Below are 21,974 nucleotides of genomic sequence, written 5' to 3'. Positions count from 1 at the left end.
CGCTGCGCGGGGCCGGTGAGAGGCTCCGCGCAGCGGCGACCCCCGCGCGGTCAGGACTCCGGCGGGGTGTCGTCCTCGTCCGGCTCCGGGCTCTCGCCCGACGGGCCCGGCTCGGGGTCCGGCTTGCGCTTCGGGGGGCGGGTCAGGCCGCTGCTCGTGTCGCGGAGGTACGAGCCGTCGCCCGCCTCGGCCGGGGGCCCCGCCGGGTCGCGGCGCCGCAGGTACCGCTCGAACTCCCGGGCGATGGCGTCTCCCGACGCCTCCGGCAGGTCCGCCGTGTCCCGCGCCTCCTCCAGCGTCTGGACGTACTCCGCCACCTCGCTGTCCTCCGCGGCCAGTTGGTCCACGCCGAGCTGCCACGCCCGCGCGTCCTCCGGGAGTTCGCCCAGCGGGATGCGGATGTCGATCAGATCCTCCAGCCGGTTGAGCAGGGCCAGCGTCGCCTTCGGGTTCGGCGGCTGGGAGACGTAGTGCGGGACCGCCGCCCACAGGGACACCGCGGGCACCCCGGCGTGGGTGCAGGCCTCCTGGAGGATGCCCACGATCCCGGTCGGGCCCTCGTACTTCGTCTCCTCCAGGTCCATCGTGCGCGCCAGGTCCGGATCAGAGGTGACCCCGCTGACCGGTACCGGCCGCGTGTGCGGGGTGTCCCCGAGCAGAGCCCCCAGGATCACCACCATCTCCACGCCCAGTTCGTGCGCGAAGCCCAGGATCTCGTTGCAGAACGACCGCCACCGCATGGACGGTTCGATGCCCCGTACGAGGACGAGGTCACGCGGCTTCGCGCCGCCGATCCGGACCACCGACAGCCTCGTCGTCGGCCACGTGATCTTCCGTACCCCGTTGTCCAGCCACACCGTCGGCCGGTTGACCTGGAAGTCGTAGTAGTCCTCGGCGTCCAGCGCCGCGAAGACCTCGCCCTTCCACTCCCGGTCCAGGTGCGCGACCGCACCGGAGGCCGCGTCACCCGCGTCGTTCCAGCCCTCGAACGCGGCCACCATGACCGGGTCGATCAGCTCGGGCACGCCCTCAAGCTCGATCACCCAGGTCTCCTTCCGAAGTTCCCTTGCGTACGTGGGTCAGCCTAAGCCTTGAGACGACACCAGCCACAGCCCACGACAGAGGGGCGGTTCCCCTCGGAACCGCCCCTCTTCCCCACCTGCGTAAGAGCTATGCCTTGCGGCTCAGCATCTCCTCGACCCGCGCGCGCACGGACTCGTCGTCCAGGCCGCGGATCGTCACCGTGGTGCGCCGGCGCAGCACGTCGTCGACCGTCTCGGCCCACTCGTTGTCGCGGGCGTAGGCGACCTGCGCCCAGATCTCCGGGCCGTCCGGGTGGATCCGCTCGGCCAGCGCCGCGTCCTCGTTCGCCAGGCGCGCGATGTCGAAGGCCAGCGAGCCGTAGTGGGAGGCCAGGTGGCGGGCGGTCAGCGGGTCCATCCGCGTGCCGGGCTCGCGGTCCACCAGCAGGCGGTGCGCGACGGCGTTCGGGTTGGCGACACCGGGCAGCGGCACCCGGCGTACGAGCGACTTCACCGGCTCCATGTCGTCGGTGAGCGGGCTGCCGGGCAGCTTGGCCAGCTTGTCCATGACGACGCGGCCGATGTGCCGGTACGTCGTCCACTTGCCGCCGGCCACCGACAGCATGCCGCCGGCGCCCTCGGAGACGACCGTCTCGCGCTTGGCCTTCTCGACGCCGCCGGGGCCGCCGGGCAGCACCCGCAGGCCGGCGAAGGCGTACGTCATCAGCGAGCGGTCGAGGTCGGCGTCCTTCACCGAGAATGCGGCCTCGTCCAGGATCTGCTGGATGTCGGACTCGGTGGCGCGCACGTCCGCCGGGTCTCCCTCGTACACCTCGTCGGTGGTGCCGAGCAGCAGCTGGTCCTCCCACGGGAGGGCGAAGGTGATGCGGTACTTGTCGATCGGGGTGGCCATGGCGGCCTTCCACGGCGACTTGCGCTTCATGACGATGTGCGCGCCCTTGGAGAGGCGGATCGACGGCATCGAGTGCTTGTCTTCCATGCGCCGCAGGTGGTCCACCCACGGGCCGGTGGCGTTGAGCACGACGCGCGCGTCGACGCCGAACTCGGTGCCGTCGAGGCGGTCCTTGAGCTCGGCACCGGAGACCCGGCCGCGCGTCTTGCGCAGGCCGGTGACCTCGGCGTGGTTGAGGACGACGGCGCCCGACTCGACGGCCGCGCGGACCGTCATGACGGCGACGCGGGAGTCGTTCATCTGGTGGTCGTAGTAGACCGCGACGGCCTTGAGGTTGTCCGTCTTCAGGCCCGGGTTGTCGGCGGCGGCACGGGCCGGGGATATGACCTTGCCCATGCCGTCGCCGAAGGCCGAGAGGGCGGAGTAGGCGAAGACGCCCGCGCCCAGCTTGGCCGCACCGACCGGTCCGCCCTTGTAGACCGGCAGGTAGAAGGTGAGCGGGTTGACCAGGTGCGGGGCCACGTCCTTGGCCAGCACCCGGCGCTCGTGGTGGTTCTCGGCGACCAGCTTGACCGCGCCGGTCTGCAGGTAGCGCAGGCCGCCGTGGACGAGCTTGGAGGAGGCCGAGGAGGTGGCGCCGGCGAAGTCGCCGGCGTCCACCATGGCAACCCGCAGACCCGACTGCGCGGCGTGCCAGGCCACCGAGGTGCCCAGGATTCCACCGCCGATGACCAGCAGGTCGTACGTGGCCTTGGCCAGCTGCTCACGGGTCTCGGCACGGCTCGCGTTCGAACCGGCGGTCGGGTGCGTGCCCAGGGTGGGAACGCTCTGCAGGCTGCTCATATCTCTTAGCTCCTCGTCGATTGACTCAGCTGGTGCGTCAGCTGGCGTCTTCGTCGTCGATCCAGCCCATGGACCGCTCGACGGCCTTGAGCCAGTTCTTGTACTCGCGGTCCCGCTGCTCGGCGGGCATCCGCGGGGTCCACTCCGCCGCGCGGCGCCAGTTGGCGCGCAGGGCGTCGGTGTCGGGCCAGAAGCCGACGGCCAGGCCGGCGGCGTAGGCGGCGCCGAGGCAGGTGGTCTCCGCGACCATGGGACGGACCACGGGGGCGTCCACGAAGTCGGAGAGGGTCTGCATCAGCAGGTTGTTGGAGGTCATGCCGCCGTCGACCTTGAGGGCCGCGAGCTCGACGCCCGAGTCCTTGGTCATGGCGTCGGTGATCTCGCGGGTCTGCCAGGCGGTGGCCTCCAGGACGGCACGGGCGATGTGCGCCTTGGTGACGTACCGGGTGAGGCCGGCGATCACACCGCGGGCGTCGGAGCGCCAGTACGGGGCGAACAGGCCGGAGAAGGCCGGCACGAAGTAGGCGCCGCCGTTGTCGTCGACCGAGAGCGCGAGGGTCTCGATCTCGGCCGCGGTCTTGATCATGCCCATCTGGTCGCGCATCCACTGGACGAGCGAGCCGGTGACGGCGATGGAGCCCTCCAGGGCGTAGACCGGCTTCTGGTCGCCGATCTTGTAGCCGACCGTGGTCAGCAGGCCGCTGTAGGAGTTGATGACCTTGTCGCCGGTGTTCATCAGCATGAACGTGCCGGTGCCGTACGTGGACTTTGCCTCGCCCTCGGCGAAACAGGTCTGGCCGAAGAGCGCGGCCTGCTGGTCACCGAGCGCCGAGGCGACCGGGACACCGGCGAGGACGCCGTCCTTGACGTGGCCGTAGACCTCGGCGGAGGACTTGATCTCGGGGAGGATGTCGAGCGGCACCTCCATGGACTCCGCGATCTTGGCGTCCCACTCCAGGGTGTGCAGGTTCATCAGCATGGTGCGCGAGGCGTTGGTGACGTCCGTGACGTGCACACCGCCCTGGGCGCCACCGGTGAGGTTCCAGATGACCCACGAGTCCATGGTGCCGAAGAGGATGTCGCCGGCCTCGGCGCGCTCGCGCAGGCCCTCGACGTTGTCGAGCAGCCAGCGGGCCTTCGGACCGGCGAAGTAGCTCGCCAGCGGCAGGCCGGTCTCGCGGCGGAAGCGGTCCTGGCCGACGTTGCGGCCGAGCTCCTTGCACAGGGCGTCGGTGCGGGTGTCCTGCCAGACCAGCGCGTTGTGCACCGGCTCGCCGGTGTTCTTGTCCCACAGGACGGTGGTCTCGCGCTGGTTGGTGATGCCGACGGCCTTGACGTCCGCGGCGGTGATCTCGGCCTTGGCGATGGCCCCGGCGACGACCTCCTGGACGTTGGTCCAGATCTCGGTGGCGTCGTGCTCGACCCAGCCCGGCTTCGGGAAGATCTGCTCGTGCTCCTTCTGGTCGACGGCGACGATGCGGCCGTCGCGGTCGAAGACGATGCAGCGGGAGGAGGTGGTGCCCTGGTCGATCGCGGCGATGAAGGGGCCGGTGCTGCTGGTCATGTGGCTGCTCCTGGCAGGTCTAGGCAGGCGGAATCAGGTGGGCAGTGCGGATCTTGCGATACGTGCCGATGCTGATCAGGCGAACGCGATGTTGTACAGACCACCGGCGAGGGCGGCACCGGCGAGCGGGCCGACCACCGGGATCCAGGAGTATCCCCAGTCGGAGCCGCCCTTGTTGGGAAGCGGCAGCAGGGCGTGGACGATGCGCGGACCGAGGTCGCGTACCGGGTTGATGGCGTAGCCGGTCGGGCCGCCGAGCGAGAGGCCGATGCCGACGACGACGAAGGAGGTGATCAGGACGCCGATGACGCCCAGGCCCTTGCCGTTGTCCTGGAGGCCCTGGGTCAGGATCGCCAGGACGAGGACGAACGTACCGATGATCTCGGTCACGAGGTTCTGGACGACGTTGCGGATCTCGGGGCCGGTGGAGAAGACACCGAGGACCGGGCCGGCCTGGTCGTGCGGGTGCGGGTCCTCCGGGCCGAGCGTGGCGTCACGGATGTGCTCCGGGTCCGAGAGGTGCACCCGGAACTGTCCGTAGTACGTGACCCACATCAGGACGGCGCCGAGCATGGCGCCGAGGAGCTCTCCGGCGAAGTAGACCGGAACGTCGCTCCAGTCGCCGGTCTTGATGGCCAGACCGACGGTGACCGCCGGGTTGAGGTGCGCACCGGAGAGCGGGGCGGCCACGTAGGCGGCGATCAGAACGGCGAAACCCCAGCCGAACGTGATGGCGAGCCAGCCTGCGTTGCGGGCCTTGGAGCTCTTGAGTGTCACGGCGGCGCAGACGCCACCGCCGAGCAGGGTGAGCAGGGCGGTACCGATGGTCTCGCCGATGAAGATGTCGGAGGTGGACACCCGCGACTCCTTTGCCTTGCAGGGGTGGGCGGACACCGGGTCCCGTCCGGTGGTCCGCGCACTCGGTGAGTGGTTCACCGGTCCTTGGCCTTGCCACACCCTAACGCGTATTGCCGGTAGGTGTTCGACAATGCCGACCGATGAACGGCAGTTTTCCGCTCAGGTGAAGAACGCGTCAAGGGTCGGCCAGGCCAAAGTGTCGGATCGTTACCACTAGGTACGATCAGCCAAACCCGGCCATCAGATGGCCGGGATATGGCGAAAAGAGGGCAGAAAGCGGCCAGGCGGTGGCTGGAAGCCGCTGGAAGGGGCCTAGAACCGGCCCGCGCCGAGGTCGCGTGAAACAGCGCGCGCACAGTCCCGTACGGACGCCACGAGGCTCGCCCGGGGCTCCCCGGACTCCCCGCACACCCGCTCCACGGCCCCCGCGACCGCCACCGCGCCCACCGGCATGCGGCGCCGGTCGTGGATCGGCGCCGCCACCGAGGCGATGCCGTCCCAGGTCTCCTCGACGTCCGCGGCCCAGCCGCGCGCCCGGGTCAGGTCGAGGACCTCCTCGAAGCCCGCGCCGTCCGTGACCGTCCGGGGGGTGAACGCCTCGCGCTCCGCCTCCAGTGCCTCCGTATGGGCGACCGGGTCGTACGCCGAAAGGACCTTGCCCAGGGCCGTGGAGTGCAGCGGCTGCATGGCGCCCACCTCCAGCACCTGACGGCTGTCGTCCGGACGGAACACGTGGTGCATGATCAGCACCCCGCTCTTGTGGAGTACGCCCACGTAGACGCTCTCGCCGCTCGCCCGGGCCAGATCATCCGTCCAGACCAGCGCGCGGGCCCGCAGCTCGTGCACGTCCAGATAGCTGTTGCCCAGGCGCAGCAGCTCCGCGCCCAGCTGGTACCGGCCCGAGGCGGGGTCCTGCTCCACGAAGCCCTCGGCCTGCAGCGTGCGCAGGATCCCGTGCGCCGTGCCCTTGGCCAGGCCCAGCGAACTGGCCACGTCCGAAAGGCCCAGCCGGCGCTCGCCGCCCGCCAGGAGTCGCAGCATCGCAGCGGCTCGTTCGAGCGACTGGATGTTCCGTGCCATCGCGCAGCCTCCTGCTGACGTAGTTCGACAATGCTGAACAGTATCGGTCGATGTCGACCTTGTGCATGGTTGGGCAACTGTTCAGGCCTCCGTCGACCAGGACACCCCTGGCAGACCCCCGCGCACAGAATGCAGTCCGCCACGTGGGACACCCCCACCGGGGTTGGTGCCGCGCGGTTACCCTGACCGCGTGCACCCTTGACACAGCAAGGGTGCAAAGCCGACAGCCGTCGCATCCCAGGGAGCTCAACCATGGCCTCGTTGCCGAACCCGCCCGCTGACACCCAGACCAGGGCCGACGCCCTCCGAGAGGCGCTCGCGACCCGCGTGGTCGTCGCCGACGGAGCCATGGGAACGATGCTCCAGGCGCAGGACCCCTCGATGGAGGACTTCCAGCAGCTGGAGGGCTGCAACGAGGTCCTGAACGTCACCCGCCCCGACATCGTGCGCACGGTGCACGACGCGTACTTCGCGGTGGGCGTGGACTGCGTCGAGACCAACACCTTCGGGGCGAACTTCGCGGCACTCGCCGAGTACGACATCCCCGAACGCAACTTCGAGCTGTCGGAGTCCGGCGCCCGGATCGCCCGTGAGGTCGCCGACGAGTACACCGCGAAGAGCGGGCAGCAGCGCTGGGTGCTGGGCTCGATGGGCCCCGGCACCAAGCTGCCCACCCTCGGCCACATCGACTACGCGACGATCCGCGACGCGTACCAGGTCAACGCCGAGGGCCTGATCTCCGGCGGGGCCGACGCCCTGCTCGTCGAGACCACCCAGGACCTCCTCCAGACCAAGTCCTCCATCATCGGCGCCCGGCGCGCGATGGAGGCGCTCGGCGTCTCGGTCCCGCTGATCTGCTCCGTGACCGTCGAGACCACCGGCACCATGCTCCTGGGCTCCGAGATCGGCGCCGCGCTCACCGCGCTGGAGCCGCTCGGCATCGACATGATCGGCCTGAACTGCGCCACCGGCCCCGCCGAGATGAGCGAGCACCTGCGCTACCTGGCGCGGCACTCGCGCGTTCCGCTCTCCTGCATGCCGAACGCCGGCCTGCCCGTCCTCGGCAAGAACGGCGCGCACTACCCGCTGTCCGCTCCCGAGCTCGCCGACGCCCAGGAGACCTTCGTCCGCGAGTACGGGCTCTCCCTCGTCGGCGGCTGCTGCGGTACGACCCCCGAGCACCTGCGCCAGGTCGTCGAGCGGGTCCGCGCCCTGGACCCGGCCGTCCGCGAGCCCCGGCCGGAGCCCGGCGCGTCCTCGCTCTACCAGACGGTCCCGTTCCGGCAGGACACCTCGTACATGGCGATCGGGGAGCGGACGAACGCGAACGGGTCGAAGAAGTTCCGCGAGGCGATGCTGGAGGCCCGCTGGGACGACTGCGTCGAGATGGCCCGCGACCAGATCCGCGAGGGCGCGCACATGCTCGACCTGTGCGTGGACTACGTGGGCCGCGACGGCGTCGCCGACATGAAGGAGCTCGCCGGCCGGTTCGCGACGGCCTCGACGCTGCCGATCGTCCTGGACTCCACCGAGGTTCCCGTCATCCAGGCCGGCCTGGAGAAGCTCGGCGGGCGCGCCGTCATCAACTCCGTCAACTACGAGGACGGTGACGGCCCGGAGTCGCGTTTCGCCAAGGTCACCCGTCTGGCGCAGGAGCACGGCGCCGCGCTGATCGCGCTGACCATCGACGAGGAGGGCCAGGCCCGCACCGCCGAGCACAAGGTCGCCATCGCCGAACGGCTGATCGACGACCTGACCGGCAACTGGGGCATCAACGAGTCGGACATCCTCATCGACACCCTGACCTTCACGATCTGCACCGGTCAGGAGGAGTCCCGGGGCGACGGCATCGCCACGATCGAGGCGATCCGCGAGCTCAAGCGCCGCCACCCGGACGTCCAGACCACGCTCGGCCTCTCGAACATCTCCTTCGGCCTGAACCCGGCCGCCCGGGTGCTGCTGAACTCGGTCTTCCTCGACGAGTGCGTCAAGGCGGGCCTGGACTCGGCGATCGTCCACGCGTCGAAGATCCTGCCCATCGCCCGGTTCGACGACGAGCAGGTCAGCACCGCCCTCGACCTGATCTACGATCGCCGTGCCGAGGGCTACGACCCGCTGCAGAAGCTGATGGCCCTCTTCGAGGGCGTCAACACCAAGTCGCTGAAGGCCGGCCGCGCCGAGGAGCTCATGGCGCTGCCGCTGGACGAGCGGCTCCAGCGCCGGATCATCGACGGTGAGAAGAACGGCCTGGAGGCCGACCTCGACGAGGCCCTCCGGACCCGTCCGGCCTTGGACATCGTCAACGACACCCTCCTGGAGGGCATGAAGGTCGTCGGCGAGCTGTTCGGCTCCGGTCAGATGCAGCTGCCGTTCGTCCTGCAGTCCGCCGAGGTCATGAAGACGGCGGTCGCCTACCTCGAACCGCACATGGAGAAGACCGACGACGAGGGCAAGGGCACCATCGTCCTCGCCACCGTCCGCGGAGACGTCCACGACATCGGCAAGAACCTCGTCGACATCATCCTCACCAACAACGGCTACAACGTCGTCAACATCGGCATCAAGCAGCCGGTCTCCGCGATCCTGGAGGCCGCGCAGGAGCACAAGGCCGACGTGATCGGCATGTCCGGGCTGCTCGTGAAGTCGACCGTGATCATGAAGGAGAACCTGGAGGAGCTCAACCAGCGCAAGCTGGCGGCCGACTACCCGGTCATCCTCGGCGGCGCCGCCCTGACCCGCGCCTACGTCGAACAGGACCTCCACGAGATCTACGAGGGCGAGGTCCGCTACGCCCGCGACGCCTTCGAGGGCCTGCGCCTGATGGACGCCCTGATCGCCGTCAAGCGCGGCGTGCCGGGCGCCTCCCTGCCCGAGCTGAAGCAGCGCCGGGTGGCCAAGCGGGACACCGCGGTCCTCCGGGCGGAGGAGCCCGAGGAGACGGGCGGCCGCTCCGACGTCGCGATCGACAACCCGGTCCCGGCCCCGCCGTTCTGGGGCACCCGCGTGGTCAAGGGCATCCCGCTCAAGGACTACGCCTCCTGGCTCGACGAGGGCGCCCTGTTCAAGGGCCAGTGGGGCCTCAAGCAGGCCCGCGCCGGCGGGGCCACGTACGAGGAGCTCGTCGAGAGCGAGGGCCGGCCGCGGCTGCGCGGCCTCCTCGACAAGCTGCACACCGAGAACCTGCTCGAGGCCGCGGTCGTCTACGGGTACTTCCCCTGCGTCTCCAAGGGCGAGGACCTGATCATCCTCGACGACGACGGGAACGAGCGGACCCGCTTCACCTTCCCGCGCCAGCGCCGCGGCCGCCGCCTGTGCCTCGCCGACTTCTTCCGCCCGGAGGAGTCCGGCGAGACCGACGTGGTCGGCCTCCAGGTGGTCACCGTCGGGTCGAGGATCGGCGAGGCCACGGCCAAGCTGTTCGAATCCGACTCCTACCGCGAGTACCTGGAGCTGCACGGCCTGTCGGTGCAGCTCGCCGAGGCCATGGCCGAGTACTGGCACGCGCGTGTCCGCGCCGAGCTCGGCTTCGGCGGCGAGGACCCGGCCGCGGTCGAGGACATGTTCGACCTCAAGTACCGCGGCGCCCGCTTCTCGCTCGGCTACGGCGCCTGCCCCGACCTGGAGGACCGCGCCAAGATCGCCGACCTCCTCCAGCCGGAGCGGATCGGCGTCCACCTCTCCGAGGAGTTCCAGCTCCACCCGGAGCAGTCCACCGACGCGATCGTCATCCACCACCCCGAAGCGAAGTATTTCAACGCACGCTGACGCGGACCGACGTACACTTGTCGGTCCCATACAGGCCGGTCGCCTGTTCCCCGGGGAATGCCCCATGGGGAAGAGGCGGCCGGCCTTCTCGTCCCCTGAGAGAGGTGTGCCGGATGACCAGCACCGTTCCCGCGCCCGTCGCCCGTACGGCCGACGGGCATGCCCTGCAGGCGGTGCTGCTCGACATGGACGGCACCCTCGTCGACACCGAGGGCTTCTGGTGGGAGATCGAGGTGGACGTCTTCGGCGAGCTCGGCCACCGGCTCGACGAGGCCTGGCGCGACATCGTCGTCGGCGGGCCCATGACCCGCAGCGCCGCCTTCCTCATCGAGTCCACCGGCGCCGCCATCACCCTTTCGGAGCTGAGCGTCCTGCTCAACGAGCGCTTCGAGGCGCGGATCGCCGACCAGGTGCCGCTGATGCCGGGCGCCGAGCGGCTGCTCGCCGAGCTGGCCCGGCACAACGTGCCCACCGCCCTCGTCTCCGCCTCGCACCGACGTGTCATCGACCGGGTGCTGCGCTCGCTCGGCCCCGAGCGGTTCGCGCTGAGCGTGGCCGGCGACGAGGTGGCCCGCACCAAGCCGCACCCCGACCCGTACCTGCTGGCCGCCCGCACCCTCGGCGCGCACCCCTCGCGCTGCGCGGTCATCGAGGACACCGCGACCGGCGTCGCCTCCGCCGAGGCCGCCGGCTGCCGGGTCGTGGCCGTCCCCTCGGTCGGCGTCATCGCCCCCGCCCCGGGCCGGGCGATCGTCGGCTCGCTGGAGGACGTCGACCTTCCGTTCCTGCGCTCCCTGATCACTCCGATGAACTGATCGCGCACGCTCAGTGCCGAACGGAAACCCGGCGGGACCGAGGTCCCGCGGAAGGATCTTCCGTTCCATGGCCCGGAGGCTGAAATTCCATCCTTTCCCTGGCGGTTGTCCCGGGTGACCTTTGTCACGCGCCAAGCCCCCTACGGACCTGTCCGGGGGCCCGGAAAGCTTCCCTTGTGTCCGGATTGATCAGCTCCTGACCGAATCTGCGGTGACTCCCACATGGACAGGCAGTCCGCACCCATCACCGTGCGATTACGCCCCAAGTCCTGCCAGTTCAAGCCATCCCGTCCCAGGCCACTAATGTCGACGCGGGCACTACGCCGCACCGCTGCGGTCCCGGACGCACACCCATGTGCCCGGACCGCGTGGACCGATCGTCACAACACCGGCCCGATCGTTCCGCCCTGAACGGGCGACCGCCGCGAAGTGCCCTTTACGCCGCTTTGAGCAAGTGCCGGTCAAGGGAGTACTTCCAGCATGAACCGCAAGACCCTGGTGCTGACGGCTGCGGCCGGACTGCTCACCCCCGCGCTCGCCGCATGCGGCAGCACGAGCGGAGGCGGAGCAGGATCCGGAGCGATCGTCGTCGGCACCACCGACCGGTTCGAGGCGGCCGACTACGCTCCCGCACCGTTCGACCCGGCCTACGCCTACGACGCCGGCGCCTGGAACGTCCTGCGGCAGACCGTCCAGACGCTGATGCACACCCCCCGCGGCGGCGGCCAGCCCGTCCCCGAAGCAGCCTCCGACTGCCGCTTCACCGACACCGGCAACGAGAGCTACCGCTGCACCCTGCGGCCCGACCTCAAGTTCGCCAACGGCGAGCCGCTCACCGCGAAGGACGTCAAGTTCTCCATCGAGCGCGTCCTCGCCATCAAGGACGAGAACGGCCCCTCCTCGCTGCTCTCCACCGTCGACACCGTCGAGGTGAAGGCCGCCGACACCGTCGTCTTCCACCTGAAGACCCCGGACGCGACCTTCCCGCAAAAGCTCTCCACCCCCGCCGCCGGCATCGTGAGCGAGAAGAACTACGACGCCAAGAAGCTCCGCGAGGGCTTCTCCGTCGACGGCTCCGGCCCGTACACGATGAAGGCCGAGGTCAAGGACAACCACCTCGTCCGCGCCGTCTTCAGCAAGAACCCGCACTACAAGGGCGACCTCAAGCTGCAGAACGACAAGGTCGAACTGCGCACCTTCAAAGACTCCGCGGCCATGGGCAAGGCACTCACCGCCGGGTCCATCCACATGGTCTCCCGCACCCTGTCGCCCGCCCAGATCACCGAGTTCGCCGCCAAGCCGCCCAAGGGCGTCAAGCTGGTCCCGATGCCCGGCCTGGAGATCCGCTACATCGGCTTCAACACCGAGGCCCCGGCGGTCAAGGACAAGGCCGTACGGCAGGCCCTCGCCGCAGCCGTCGACCGCAACGCGATCATCGACAAGGTCTACGGCAAGTCCGCGCAGCCCCTGTACTCGCTGGTCCCCACCACCCTGACGGGCCACGTCAACTCCTTCTTCAACAAGTACGGCGAAGCCAACACCGCGAAGGCCGCCGACCTGCTGAAGAACGCCGGGATCAAGACCCCGGTCAAGCTGACGCTGAACTACACCAAGGACCACTACGGCGACGGCACGGCCACCGAGTTCGAGACCCTGAAGAACCAGCTGAACTCCACCCAGCTGTTCGACGTCACCGTCCAGGGCTCCGACTGGTCCGAATTCCGGCCCGCGCAGAAGAAGGGCGACTACGCCGCCTACGGGCTCGGCTGGTTCCCCGACTACCCCGACGCCGACAACTTCCTCGCTCCCTTCCTGGAGCAGGACAACTTCCTGGGCACGCCGTACGCCAACGCCGCGGTGCGCACCAAGCTCGTCCCCGACTCCCGGCGCGCCGTCGACCGCAACGTCGCCGTCCCCGCGATCACGGAGATGCAGGACATCGTCGCCGAGGACGTGCCCGTCCTGCCTTTGTGGCAGGGCAAGCAGTACGTCGCCGCACGCGACGGGATCACCGGAGTGGAGTGGTCGGTCAACGCCATCTCCGACCTCCAGCTGTGGGAGCTCGGCCGCGGTGTCAGCGGCTGAGACCGGCAGCAACCGGCAGCAACCGGCGGCGGGTGTCGCAGGCCGGCGGAACGAAACAGTGAGACTGTGAAGGACGTTCGCGTGAATCGACGTAACCAGTGGTTGGCGGCCCCGCTCGGCGCAGCCACCGCCGCCGCGCTGCTCAGCGGTTGCGGTTCGACCGGCAGCCCCACCGCCGGCGGCGGCAAGGGTGTGGTCATGGGGATATCCGACAAGGTGAAGTCCACTGACCCCGCATCGGGTTACGACCCGGGGTCCTGGCTGCTCTTCAACAACGTCTTCCAGTCCCTGCTGAGCTTCCCCAAGGGCGGAACCACCCCCGAGCCCGACGCCGCCCAGGCCTGCAGCTTCGAAGGCGGCGACAGCAAGCTCTACAAGTGCACCCTGCGCACCGGCCTGAAGTTCAGCAACGGCCACGCCCTCACCTCGAAGGACGTCAAGTTCTCCTTCGAGCGCACGCTGAAGATCAATGACGCCAACGGCCCCTCCGTGATGCTGTCGTCGATCGCCGGCATCGACACCCCCGACGACAAGACCGTCGTCTTCCGCCTCAAGACGTCCGACGCGACCTTCCCCAGCAAGATCGCATCGGGTGCGGGCTCCATCGTCGACCACAGCGAGTACCCGGCCGACAAGCTCCGCACCGACGGCAAGGCCGTCGGCTCCGGCGTCTACAAGCTGGACTCGATGAACGAGAAGAGCGCCAGCTTCTCCGTCAACGACTCCTACAGCGGCAAGGCCAAGGCCAAGAACACCGGCGTCACCCTCAAGTTCTTCAACGAGGACCAGGCCGCCCTCAAGAGGGTCCTGGAAAGCGGCGAGGTCGACTTCGCCTTCCGCGGCCTCGCCGCCAAGGACATCGCGAGCCTGTCCTCCACCAAGACCGGGGACCACAAGGTCGAGGTCGTCCAGGGCACCGGCGCCGAAGTCGAGCACCTCGTCTTCAACATGAACGACCCGGTCGCCGGAAAGCTCCCCATCCGCAAGGCCATCGCCTACCTCGTCGACCGCGAAGCGCTCGTCAAGGACGTCTACGACGGCACCGCGACCTCGCTGTACTCGATCGTCCCGGCCGGCATCGGCTCCCACAACACCGCCTTCTTCGACCGCTACGGCGGCAGCCCGCAGCCGAAGAAGGCCGAAGCCGTCCTGCGCGCCGCCGGCATCAAGGACAAGGTGAAGATCACCCTGTACTCGACGCCCACCCGCTACGGCCCGTCCACGGACCAGGAATTCCAGCTCATCGCCAAGCAGCTCAACGACAGCGGGCTCTTCGAGGCCGACGTCAAGTCCGTCGAGTTCGGGCAGTACGAGAAGGACATCCAGGACGGCAAGTACGGCGTGTACGTGAAGGGCTGGGTCCCCGACTACCCGGACGCCGACAACTTCACGCAGCCGTTCTTCGGCCCGGACAACGTCCTGCGCAACAACTACGACAACAAGGAGATCACCGGGACCATCATCCCGTCGACCTCCACGAAGTCCGACCGCACCGCGGCCACCGTCGACTACAACCGCCTCCAGGACATCGTCGCCGACGAAGTCCCGATCCTCCCGCTCTGGCAGGGCAAGCAGTACGCCGTCACCCGCCAGAACGTGACGGGCCTGCAGTGGTCGCTGGACGCCTCCACCGTCTTCCGCTTCTGGGAGATCAGCAAGGGCTGACCCGTACCCGGTACGGCGAAGGGGCCGGCAGCCGCACGATGCGGCTGCCGGCCCCTTCGGCTGCTCCCGGCCGGCCCGGTGGCGCGCTACTGCCCCGCGCCCGGCCGCACCAGACCGCTCTCGTACGCGTACACCGCCGCCTGGACCCGGTCGCGCAGGCCCAGCTTCGTCAGCACGTGCCCCACATGCGTCTTCACCGTCGTCTCGCTCACGAACAGATCCGCCGCGATCTCCGCGTTCGACAGGCCCCGCGCCACCAGCTTCAGCACCTCGACCTCCCGCTCGGTCAGAGTCCCCAAGACGTCCGGCACACTGTCCTCGCCCGACGGCAAGTGGCCCGCGTACTTGTCCAGCAGCCGCCGGGTGATGCTCGGCGCCAGCATCGCCTCGCCGCCCGCCACCACCCGGATCGCCTGCACCAGCTCATTGGCCGGCGCATCCTTCAGCAGGAACCCGCTCGCCCCCGCCCGCAGCGCCTCCACCACGTACTCGTCCAGATCGAACGTGGTCAGCACGAGCACCTTCGCCGGCCCGTCCCGGCCGGGACCGGTGATCTGCCGCGTCGCCTCCACCCCGTCCATCCGGGGCATCCGGATGTCCATCAGCACCACATCGGGCTGCAGCGCCCGCACCTGGTCCAGCGCCTGCAGACCGTCCCCGGCCTCCCCGACAACCGCCAGGTCCTGTTCGGCCTCCAGGATCATCCGGAAGCCGGTGCGCAGCAGCGGCTGGTCGTCGACCAGTAGGACGCGGATCGCCACGGGGTGTACCTCGTATTCGTACGGCGGCAACGACGGACGCCGCCCATTCTGCCCCGACCGGCCCGTCAGGATTCCTCGGGGCGGCCCGCCCCCGCCTCCGCCCCCGGCCTCGGGATGATCATCAGAGGATAGGCCGGGGGAGTCCCCCCGAACTCCGGACACACCGCCTGATGATCACACCAGCCGCACAGCTTCGTCGGACGCGGCCGCCAGTCACCCGTCTCCGTCGCCTCCTTGATCGCCTCCCACAGCGCAAGCAGCTTGCGCTCCACCCGCTCCAGATCCGCGATCACCGGGTCATACGTCAGCACGTCACCACTGCCCAGATACACCAGCTGCAGCCGCCGCGGCACCACCTGCTTCAGCCGCCACACCACCAGCGCGTAGAACTTCATCTGGAACAGCGCACCCTCGGCGTACTCCGGCCGCGGAGCCTTGCCCGTCTTGTAGTCGACGATCCGCACCTCGCCCGACGGAGCCACGTCCACCCGGTCGATGATCCCGCGCAGCCGCAGCCCCGACTCCAGCTCCGTCTCCACGAAGAACTCCCGCTCCACCGGCTCCAGCCGCGTCGGGTCCTCCAGCGTGAACCACCGCTCCACCAGCGCCTCGGCCTCCGTCAGCCAACGCGCCAGCCCCGCCCCCTCGTCCCCCTCCGGGAACAGCTCCACCAGCTCCGGCTTCGACTCCAGCAACCGGTCCCACTGCCCCGGAACCAGCGCCTTCGCCCGCGGCGCCGTCCGCTCCTGCGCCGGATGGTCGAACAACCGCTCCAGCACCGCATGCACCAGCGTGCCCCGCGTCGCCGCGGCACTCGGCTTCTCCGGCAGCCTGTCGATCACCCGGAACCGGTACAGCAGCGGGCACTGCATGAAATCGCTCGCCCGCGAAGGGGACAGCGAAGAAGGCGCCACAGCGCTCGGCGCTGCATCGGCATCGGCATCGGCTGCGCCAGGAACCGGACCGGGGCTCGTCGTCATGGACAAAACCCTACGACCCGCCACCGACAGCGCGCGCATACCATCGACGCCGAGCCCCCTCGCACTGCATGATCGGAGCATCACACCGCGCCACCACGCACCCCGCCCCGCACCGACCGTGCACCTGAACCACACTGAAAGCACCGCCGGCCGCAACCCGCCGGACAGCACCGAACGAAGGACACCCGTGGCAGACACCGACGAAACCGGCGAGCGCGCAGCCAAGCGCCCCGGACCGGGCGGCGGCATCCTCATGGGCCGCCCCTTCGGCGTCCCCGTCTACGTCTCGCCCAGCTGGTTCCTCGTCGCCGCCCTCATCACCTGGGTCTTCGGCAACCAGCTCGACCGCGTCCTGCCCGACCTCGGACCCGCCCGCTACCTCGTCTCCCTCTTCTTCGCCGTCGCCTTCTACGCCTCCGTCCTCGTCCACGAACTCGCCCACACCGTCGCCGCCCTCCGCTTCAAACTCCCCGTACGACGCATCCAGCTCCAGTTCTTCGGCGGAGTCTCCGAGATCGAGAAGGAATCCGAGACCCCCGGCCGCGAATTCGTCCTCGCCTTCGTCGGCCCCCTCCTCTCGCTCCTCCTCACCGGCGCCTTCTACCTCGGCATGGAACTCGTCGACCCCGCCAGCGTCCCCGGCGTCCTCCTCGCCGGCCTGATGATCTCCAACCTGCTCGTCGCCGCCTTCAACCTGCTCCCCGGCCTCCCCCTCGACGGCGGCCGCATGCTCCGCGCCGTCATCTGGGGCATCACCGGCAAACCCATGGCCGGCACCATCGCCGCCGCCTGGGTCGGCCGCGCCCTCGCCGTCGCCGTCCTCCTCGGCCTGCCGATGATCACCCACACCGGCATCCTCGGCTCCGGCACCGGTGCCGGCGAGTCGACCGGAATGAACACCGTCATGGACGCCCTGCTCGCCGCGATCCTCGCCGCCATCATCTGGACCGGCGCCGGAAACAGCCTGCGCATGGCCCGCCTTCGCGAACACCTCCCCGAACTCCGCGCCCGCACCCTCACCCGCCGCGCCGTCCCCGTCGAGAACACCACCCCCCTCTCCGAAGCCCTGCGCCGCGCCGTCCAAGCAGGCGCCCGCGCCATCGTCATCGTCGACGGCCACGGAGAACCCGTCTCCATCGTCCGCGAGACCGCCATCGCCTCCGTCCCCGAACACCGCCGCCCCTGGGTCGACGTCAGCACCCTCGCGCAAGAGCTCACCGACGGAATGAAGGTCTCCGCGGAACTCTCCGGCGAAGAACTCCTCGACCACCTCCGCGCCACCCCCGCCACCGAATACCTCGTCGTCGAACCCGGCGGCGAGATCTACGGCGTCCTGTCCACCCTCGACGTCGAAAGGGCCTTCGTGAAGGCCATGGCGCGGCCCCAGTCCTGAAGCCAATACACTGGTCACATGTCCGAACCGACCGGTGCCGCCCGCCGACGCGGGCCCTTCGAGGTCGGGGACCAGGTTCAGCTCACCGACCCCAAGGGCCGCCACTACACGTTCACGCTCGAAGCAGGGAAGAATTTCCACACCCACAAGGGTTCCTTCCCGCACGACGAGCTGATCGGTGCTCCCGAGGGCAGTGTTGTCCGTACCACGGGGAACGTCGCGTACCTCGCGCTGCGCCCCCTGCTCCCCGACTATGTCCTGTCCATGCCCCGCGGTGCCGCCGTGGTCTACCCCAAGGACGCAGGCCAGATCCTGGCCTTCGCCGACATCTTCCCCGGCGCCCGCGTCGTGGAAGCAGGCGTCGGCTCCGGCTCCCTGAGCAGCTTCCTGCTGCGCGCCATCGGCGACCAGGGCATGCTCCACAGCTACGAGCGCCGCGCGGACTTCGCCGAGATCGCCACCGCCAACGTCGAGCGCTACTTCGGCGGCCCCCACCCCGCGTGGCAGCTGACCGTCGGCGACCTCCAGGACAACCTGTCCGACACCGACGTCGACCGCGTGATCCTCGACATGCTCGCCCCCTGGGAATGCCTGGAGGCCGTCTCCAAGGCCCTCGTCCCCGGCGGCATCCTCTGCTGCTACGTGGCCACCACCACCCAGCTGTCCAAGACCGTCGAGTCCATCCGCGAGATCGGCTGCTTCGCCGAGCCGCAGCCCTGGGAATCGATGATCCGCAACTGGCACGTGGAAGGCCTCGCCGTCCGCCCGGACCACCGGATGATCGGCCACACCGGCTTCCTCGTCACCGCCCGCCGCCTCGCGGACGGCGTCGAGCCCCCGATGCGCCGCCGCCGCCCCGCCAAGGGCGCCTACGGCGAGGACTACGACGGACCCGGCAGCGACCGGTCCGCCTAGACACCGGAGACCGAGGCCGCCCGGCCCCACCCAACACCAAGGCGCTGTGGCGCAGTTCCCCGAACGACCCGGGAACTGCGCCACAGCGCCTTTTCGTTGTCCTCCACACCGGCCCCGCCGACGCGGACCCGGCCGTTCCACCCCCGTGTGAGGTGTGGCACGATGCTGGCTCCCCGTCACCGTTCGCACAGGAGACACCCCGCGTGCCGCACCGCCCCTCCGAGCTGACGCCGACACTCGAAACCCTCGCGCACAACAGCGCCGGGCCCCTCCACTGGCTCGCCACGGCCACCGCCATGGCCGCCGTCATAGCCGCCGCAGGACTCCTCCAGCCCGACGCGGCCGCCACCGGCCACACCACGGCCCCCGCAAACGGCCCCCAGGCCCCCCAGGCCACCGCCCCCGACCCGGCCGGGGCCACCTACCCCCTGGACTGCAAGGGCCTCCCCGTGGCCGTCACCGCCACCGCCCAGGGCGACCTCGACGGCGACGGCCGCCCCGAAACCGTCGCCGCCGTCCGCTGCGACTCCGGCTCCGGCACCCCGCCCCACGCGATCTACGTACTCACCCAGGACAAGACCCCCGGCGCCGCACCCAGGGTCGTCGCCACCCTCCTCGAGGCCGGAAAACGACAGACCGCCACCGACCTCACCATCCGCGACGGAGTCGTCACCGCCAGTCTCCTCGGCTACTCCTCACCCGAGGTGCCGCGCTACAGCCCCGACGTGAAACAGCTCGCCAAGTGGCGCTGGAGCGGCGGAAAATTCCGCCAGGAGCTGACGAACTCAGACGCCAGGAGTGTTTGAACCGTCACTCCGCGTCGGGGCCGTACACCTCGACCCTGTCCGAAACACGCCTCACATGGATGCAGTCACCCGGGCATTCCTTCGCCGAGTCCACCACGTCCTGCAGCAGCGTCAAAGGAACCGGAGTGGTCGCCCCCGCGTCCACCAGCAGCTCGTCCTCCGGGCTCTTCACGTACGCCAGACCATCGATGTCCAGCTCGAACACCTCCGGCGCGTACTGGACGCAGATCCCGTCGCCGGTGCAGAGGTCCTGGTCGATCCAGACCTCCAGCGGCTCGCCGGCCTGCCCACCGCCGCCCGCGGAAGCCTCCTGCTGCACGGTCATATCTCCTGCCGTTCCCTGCGCTCAGTGATCCGTTTCCGCCACGAGCCCGCGGCAAGTCGCGCGAGCCCTGACGGGTGTTGAACAGTTCGACCTTACAACCGGCCGCTTTCCGATGTTGATGGGTGGGTATTTCCTTGGCGTGAGGGAGTACGCAAGGGTGAAGATCGGACACACCCCTACCGTCTTTGTGATCTAGGGGTTTCAATCACCACCAGCCCAGGTAGGGTCAGGAAGCGTCCAGCTCCCCTTGGAGGAGGTGAGGACCGTGGCAGCCCACGACGACGACAACAACCGCGGCATCCGGCCGGGGCGAGGGTCTGAGGACCCCGCCGGTCAGGTTGCCTATCTCGAGCAGGAAATCGCCGTCCTGCGACGTAAGCTCGCCGACTCTCCGCGACACACGAGGATTCTCGAAGAGCGGATCGTCGAGCTCCAGACAAACCTGGCCGGCGTCTCCGCACAAAACGAGCGACTGGCAAATACGCTCCGTGAGGCCCGCGACCAGATCGTCGCCCTCAAGGAGGAAGTCGACCGGCTCGCACAGCCGCCGGCCGGCTTCGGTGTCTTCCTTCAGTCGAACGAAGACGGCACCGTCGACATCTTCACCGGCGGCCGAAAGCTCCGCGTGAACGTCAGCCCCAGCGTCGAACCGGAAGACCTCCGGCGAGGCCAGGAGGTCATGCTCAACGAGGCCCTCAACGTGGTCGAGGCCATGGAGTTCGAACGGGCCGGGGACATCGTCACCCTCAAGGAAATCCTCGAGGACGGCGAGCGCGCCCTGGTGGTCGGGCACACCGACGAGGAAAGGGTGGTGAGGCTCGCCGAGCCGCTCCTGGACATCACCATCCGCCCCGGCGACGCCCTCCTGCTCGAACCCCGCTCCGGCTACGTCTACGAGGTCGTCCCCAAGAGCGAGGTCGAAGAACTCGTCCTCGAAGAGGTCCCCGACATCGACTACAGCAAGATCGGCGGCCTGGGCGACCAGATCGAGCTGATCCGCGACGCGGTCGAGCTCCCGTACCTCTACCCCGACCTCTTCAAAGAGCACGAACTGCGGCCCCCCAAGGGCATCCTGCTCTACGGCCCCCCCGGCTGCGGCAAGACGCTCATCGCCAAGGCCGTGGCCAACTCCCTTGCCAAGAAGGTCGCCGAGGTGACCGGCCAGCCCGCCGGGAAGTCCTACTTCCTGAACATCAAGGGCCCCGAACTCCTCAACAAGTACGTCGGCGAGACCGAGCGGCACATCCGCCTCGTCTTCCAGCGTGCCCGCGAGAAGGCGAGCGAGGGCACCCCCGTCATCGTCTTCTTCGACGAGATGGAATCCCTCTTCCGCACCCGCGGATCCGGAGTCAGCTCGGACGTGGAGAACACCATCGTCCCCCAGCTGCTCGCCGAGATCGACGGCGTGGAAGGCCTGGAGAACGTCATCGTCATCGGCGCCTCCAACCGCGAGGACATGATCGACCCGGCCATCCTGCGCCCCGGCCGGCTCGACGTGAAGATCAAGATCGAGCGCCCCGACGCCGAAGCGGCCAGGGACATCTTCGCCAAGTACCTCAAGGCCTCGCTGCCGCTCCACAGCGACGACCTCTCCGAGCACTCCGGCTCGCCCGAGGTCGCCGTCCACAGCATGATCCAGACCGTCGTCGAGCAGATGTACGCCGAAACCGAGGAGAACCGCTTCCTCGAGGTCACGTACGCCAACGGCGACAAGGAAGTCCTCTACTTCAAGGACTTCAACTCCGGCGCCATGATCCAGAACATCGTGGACCGTGCGAAGAAGATGGCCATCAAGGCCTTCCTCGAGCACAACCAGAAGGGCCTTCGCGTCGCCCACCTCCTCCAGGCTTGCGTGGACGAGTTCAAGGAGAACGAAGACCTGCCCAACACCACCAACCCGGACGACTGGGCCCGGATCTCCGGAAAGAAGGGCGAGCGGATCGTCTTCATCCGCACCCTCGTCACCGGAAAGCAGGGCGCAGACACCGGACGCTCCATCGACACGGTGGCAAACACCGGTCAGTACCTCTGATCGAACAGGGCGGCTGCGGATGCCCTCACCGGGCACCCGCAGCCGACTGCTTTACCGACTGCTCTTTTCAGCCGGTGACGGGGCAAAGTCAATGACTGAAATGATCTCCCCACCAGCGCGGAGTGGTTCTAGGCTCTTCCGTACCGCCGGTC

The 21,974-nt window shown here is 69.1% G+C and carries 16 protein-coding genes; 8 read left to right on the top strand and 8 right to left on the bottom strand.

All coding sequences use genetic code 11. The features are described 5' to 3' along the window. Positions 1 to 50: 50 nt before the first annotated feature. The 5 genes from ACZ5WG_RS33745 to ACZ5WG_RS33725 form a co-directional block, all read right to left on the bottom strand. Positions 51 to 1,043: a PAC2 family protein gene (locus tag ACZ5WG_RS33745; RefSeq protein ID WP_468728204.1), complete on the bottom strand. Its 993-nt coding sequence runs from the start codon at positions 1,041 to 1,043 to the stop codon at positions 51 to 53. A gap of 127 nt (positions 1,044 to 1,170) precedes the next feature. After that, positions 1,171 to 2,778, bottom strand: a complete 1,608-nt coding sequence (locus tag ACZ5WG_RS33740; protein ID WP_468728203.1) for a glycerol-3-phosphate dehydrogenase/oxidase — start codon at positions 2,776 to 2,778, stop codon at positions 1,171 to 1,173. Between the two features lie 37 nt (positions 2,779 to 2,815). After that, the gene (gene glpK, locus ACZ5WG_RS33735; protein ID WP_468728201.1) at positions 2,816 to 4,342 is read right to left on the bottom strand and encodes a glycerol kinase GlpK; all 1,527 of its coding nucleotides are present in this window, start codon (positions 4,340 to 4,342) and stop codon (positions 2,816 to 2,818) included. Between the two features lie 75 nt (positions 4,343 to 4,417). After that, complete coding sequence (locus tag ACZ5WG_RS33730; RefSeq protein ID WP_468728200.1) at positions 4,418 to 5,200, bottom strand: MIP/aquaporin family protein; 783 nt, start codon at positions 5,198 to 5,200, stop codon at positions 4,418 to 4,420. A 312-nt stretch (positions 5,201 to 5,512) separates the two neighbouring features. After that, positions 5,513 to 6,280 carry an IclR family transcriptional regulator gene (locus tag ACZ5WG_RS33725; protein WP_030294317.1) on the bottom strand — a complete coding sequence of 256 codons (768 nt, stop codon included), beginning with the start codon at positions 6,278 to 6,280 and terminating at the stop codon, positions 5,513 to 5,515. Positions 6,281 to 6,532: 252 nt separating this feature from the next. Here ACZ5WG_RS33725 and metH point away from each other — a divergent pair, with 252 nt between their 5' ends. From metH to ACZ5WG_RS33705, 4 genes are all read left to right on the top strand, one after another. Then, positions 6,533 to 10,045: a methionine synthase gene (gene metH / locus ACZ5WG_RS33720; protein ID WP_468728198.1), complete on the top strand. Its 3,513-nt coding sequence runs from the start codon at positions 6,533 to 6,535 to the stop codon at positions 10,043 to 10,045. A 113-nt stretch (positions 10,046 to 10,158) separates the two neighbouring features. After that, positions 10,159 to 10,860, top strand: coding sequence for an HAD family hydrolase (locus tag ACZ5WG_RS33715; RefSeq protein ID WP_468728196.1), 702 nt, complete (start codon positions 10,159 to 10,161; stop codon positions 10,858 to 10,860). Positions 10,861 to 11,340: 480 nt separating this feature from the next. Next, entirely contained in the window at positions 11,341 to 12,945 is a 1,605-nt protein-coding gene (locus ACZ5WG_RS33710; protein ID WP_468728194.1) for an ABC transporter substrate-binding protein, read from the top strand. An 81-nt stretch (positions 12,946 to 13,026) separates the two neighbouring features. Continuing rightward, complete coding sequence (locus tag ACZ5WG_RS33705) at positions 13,027 to 14,610, top strand: ABC transporter substrate-binding protein (protein WP_468728193.1); 1,584 nt, start codon at positions 13,027 to 13,029, stop codon at positions 14,608 to 14,610. A gap of 86 nt (positions 14,611 to 14,696) precedes the next feature. Here ACZ5WG_RS33705 and ACZ5WG_RS33700 read toward each other — a convergent pair whose 3' ends face one another. Further along, positions 14,697 to 15,371 (bottom strand): response regulator, encoded by a 675-nt coding sequence (locus tag ACZ5WG_RS33700; protein ID WP_468728191.1) that lies wholly within the window; start codon positions 15,369 to 15,371, stop codon positions 14,697 to 14,699. Between the two features lie 65 nt (positions 15,372 to 15,436). Further along, positions 15,437 to 16,351, bottom strand: a complete 915-nt coding sequence (locus ACZ5WG_RS33695) for a RecB family exonuclease (protein WP_468728190.1) — start codon at positions 16,349 to 16,351, stop codon at positions 15,437 to 15,439. Here ACZ5WG_RS33695 and ACZ5WG_RS33690 point away from each other — a divergent pair. The 3 genes from ACZ5WG_RS33690 to ACZ5WG_RS33680 all read left to right on the top strand — a co-directional run bounded on the left by ACZ5WG_RS33690 (position 16,242) and on the right by ACZ5WG_RS33680 (position 19,465). Then, positions 16,242 to 17,744: a site-2 protease family protein gene (locus tag ACZ5WG_RS33690; protein WP_468728188.1), complete on the top strand. Its 1,503-nt coding sequence runs from the start codon at positions 16,242 to 16,244 to the stop codon at positions 17,742 to 17,744. The two genes, ACZ5WG_RS33695 and ACZ5WG_RS33690, sit on opposite strands and share 110 nt — an antisense overlap. An 18-nt stretch (positions 17,745 to 17,762) precedes the next feature. Further along, positions 17,763 to 18,659: a tRNA (adenine-N1)-methyltransferase gene (locus tag ACZ5WG_RS33685; protein ID WP_030016358.1), complete on the top strand. Its 897-nt coding sequence runs from the start codon at positions 17,763 to 17,765 to the stop codon at positions 18,657 to 18,659. A 203-nt stretch (positions 18,660 to 18,862) separates the two neighbouring features. Beyond that, a complete protein-coding gene (locus tag ACZ5WG_RS33680; RefSeq protein ID WP_468728187.1) occupies positions 18,863 to 19,465 on the top strand; it encodes a hypothetical protein in 603 nt (200 codons plus the stop codon). A 4-nt stretch (positions 19,466 to 19,469) separates the two neighbouring features. On the opposite strand, the gene ACZ5WG_RS33675 is transcribed toward ACZ5WG_RS33680, so the two are convergent. Next, positions 19,470 to 19,790, bottom strand: coding sequence for a ferredoxin (locus ACZ5WG_RS33675; protein WP_267000304.1), 321 nt, complete (start codon positions 19,788 to 19,790; stop codon positions 19,470 to 19,472). Between the two features lie 265 nt (positions 19,791 to 20,055). On the opposite strand from ACZ5WG_RS33675, the gene arc reads away from it, so the two are divergent. Next, positions 20,056 to 21,822 carry a proteasome ATPase gene (arc, locus tag ACZ5WG_RS33670; RefSeq protein ID WP_468728185.1) on the top strand — a complete coding sequence of 589 codons (1,767 nt, stop codon included), beginning with the start codon at positions 20,056 to 20,058 and terminating at the stop codon, positions 21,820 to 21,822. Positions 21,823 to 21,974: the final 152 nt, after the last annotated feature.

The sequence above is a fragment of the Streptomyces sp. NPDC032745 genome, assembly GCF_055579465.1.
The sequence above is the reverse complement of the archived record's forward strand: the minus strand, read 5'-3'. Positions and strand labels throughout refer to the sequence as shown.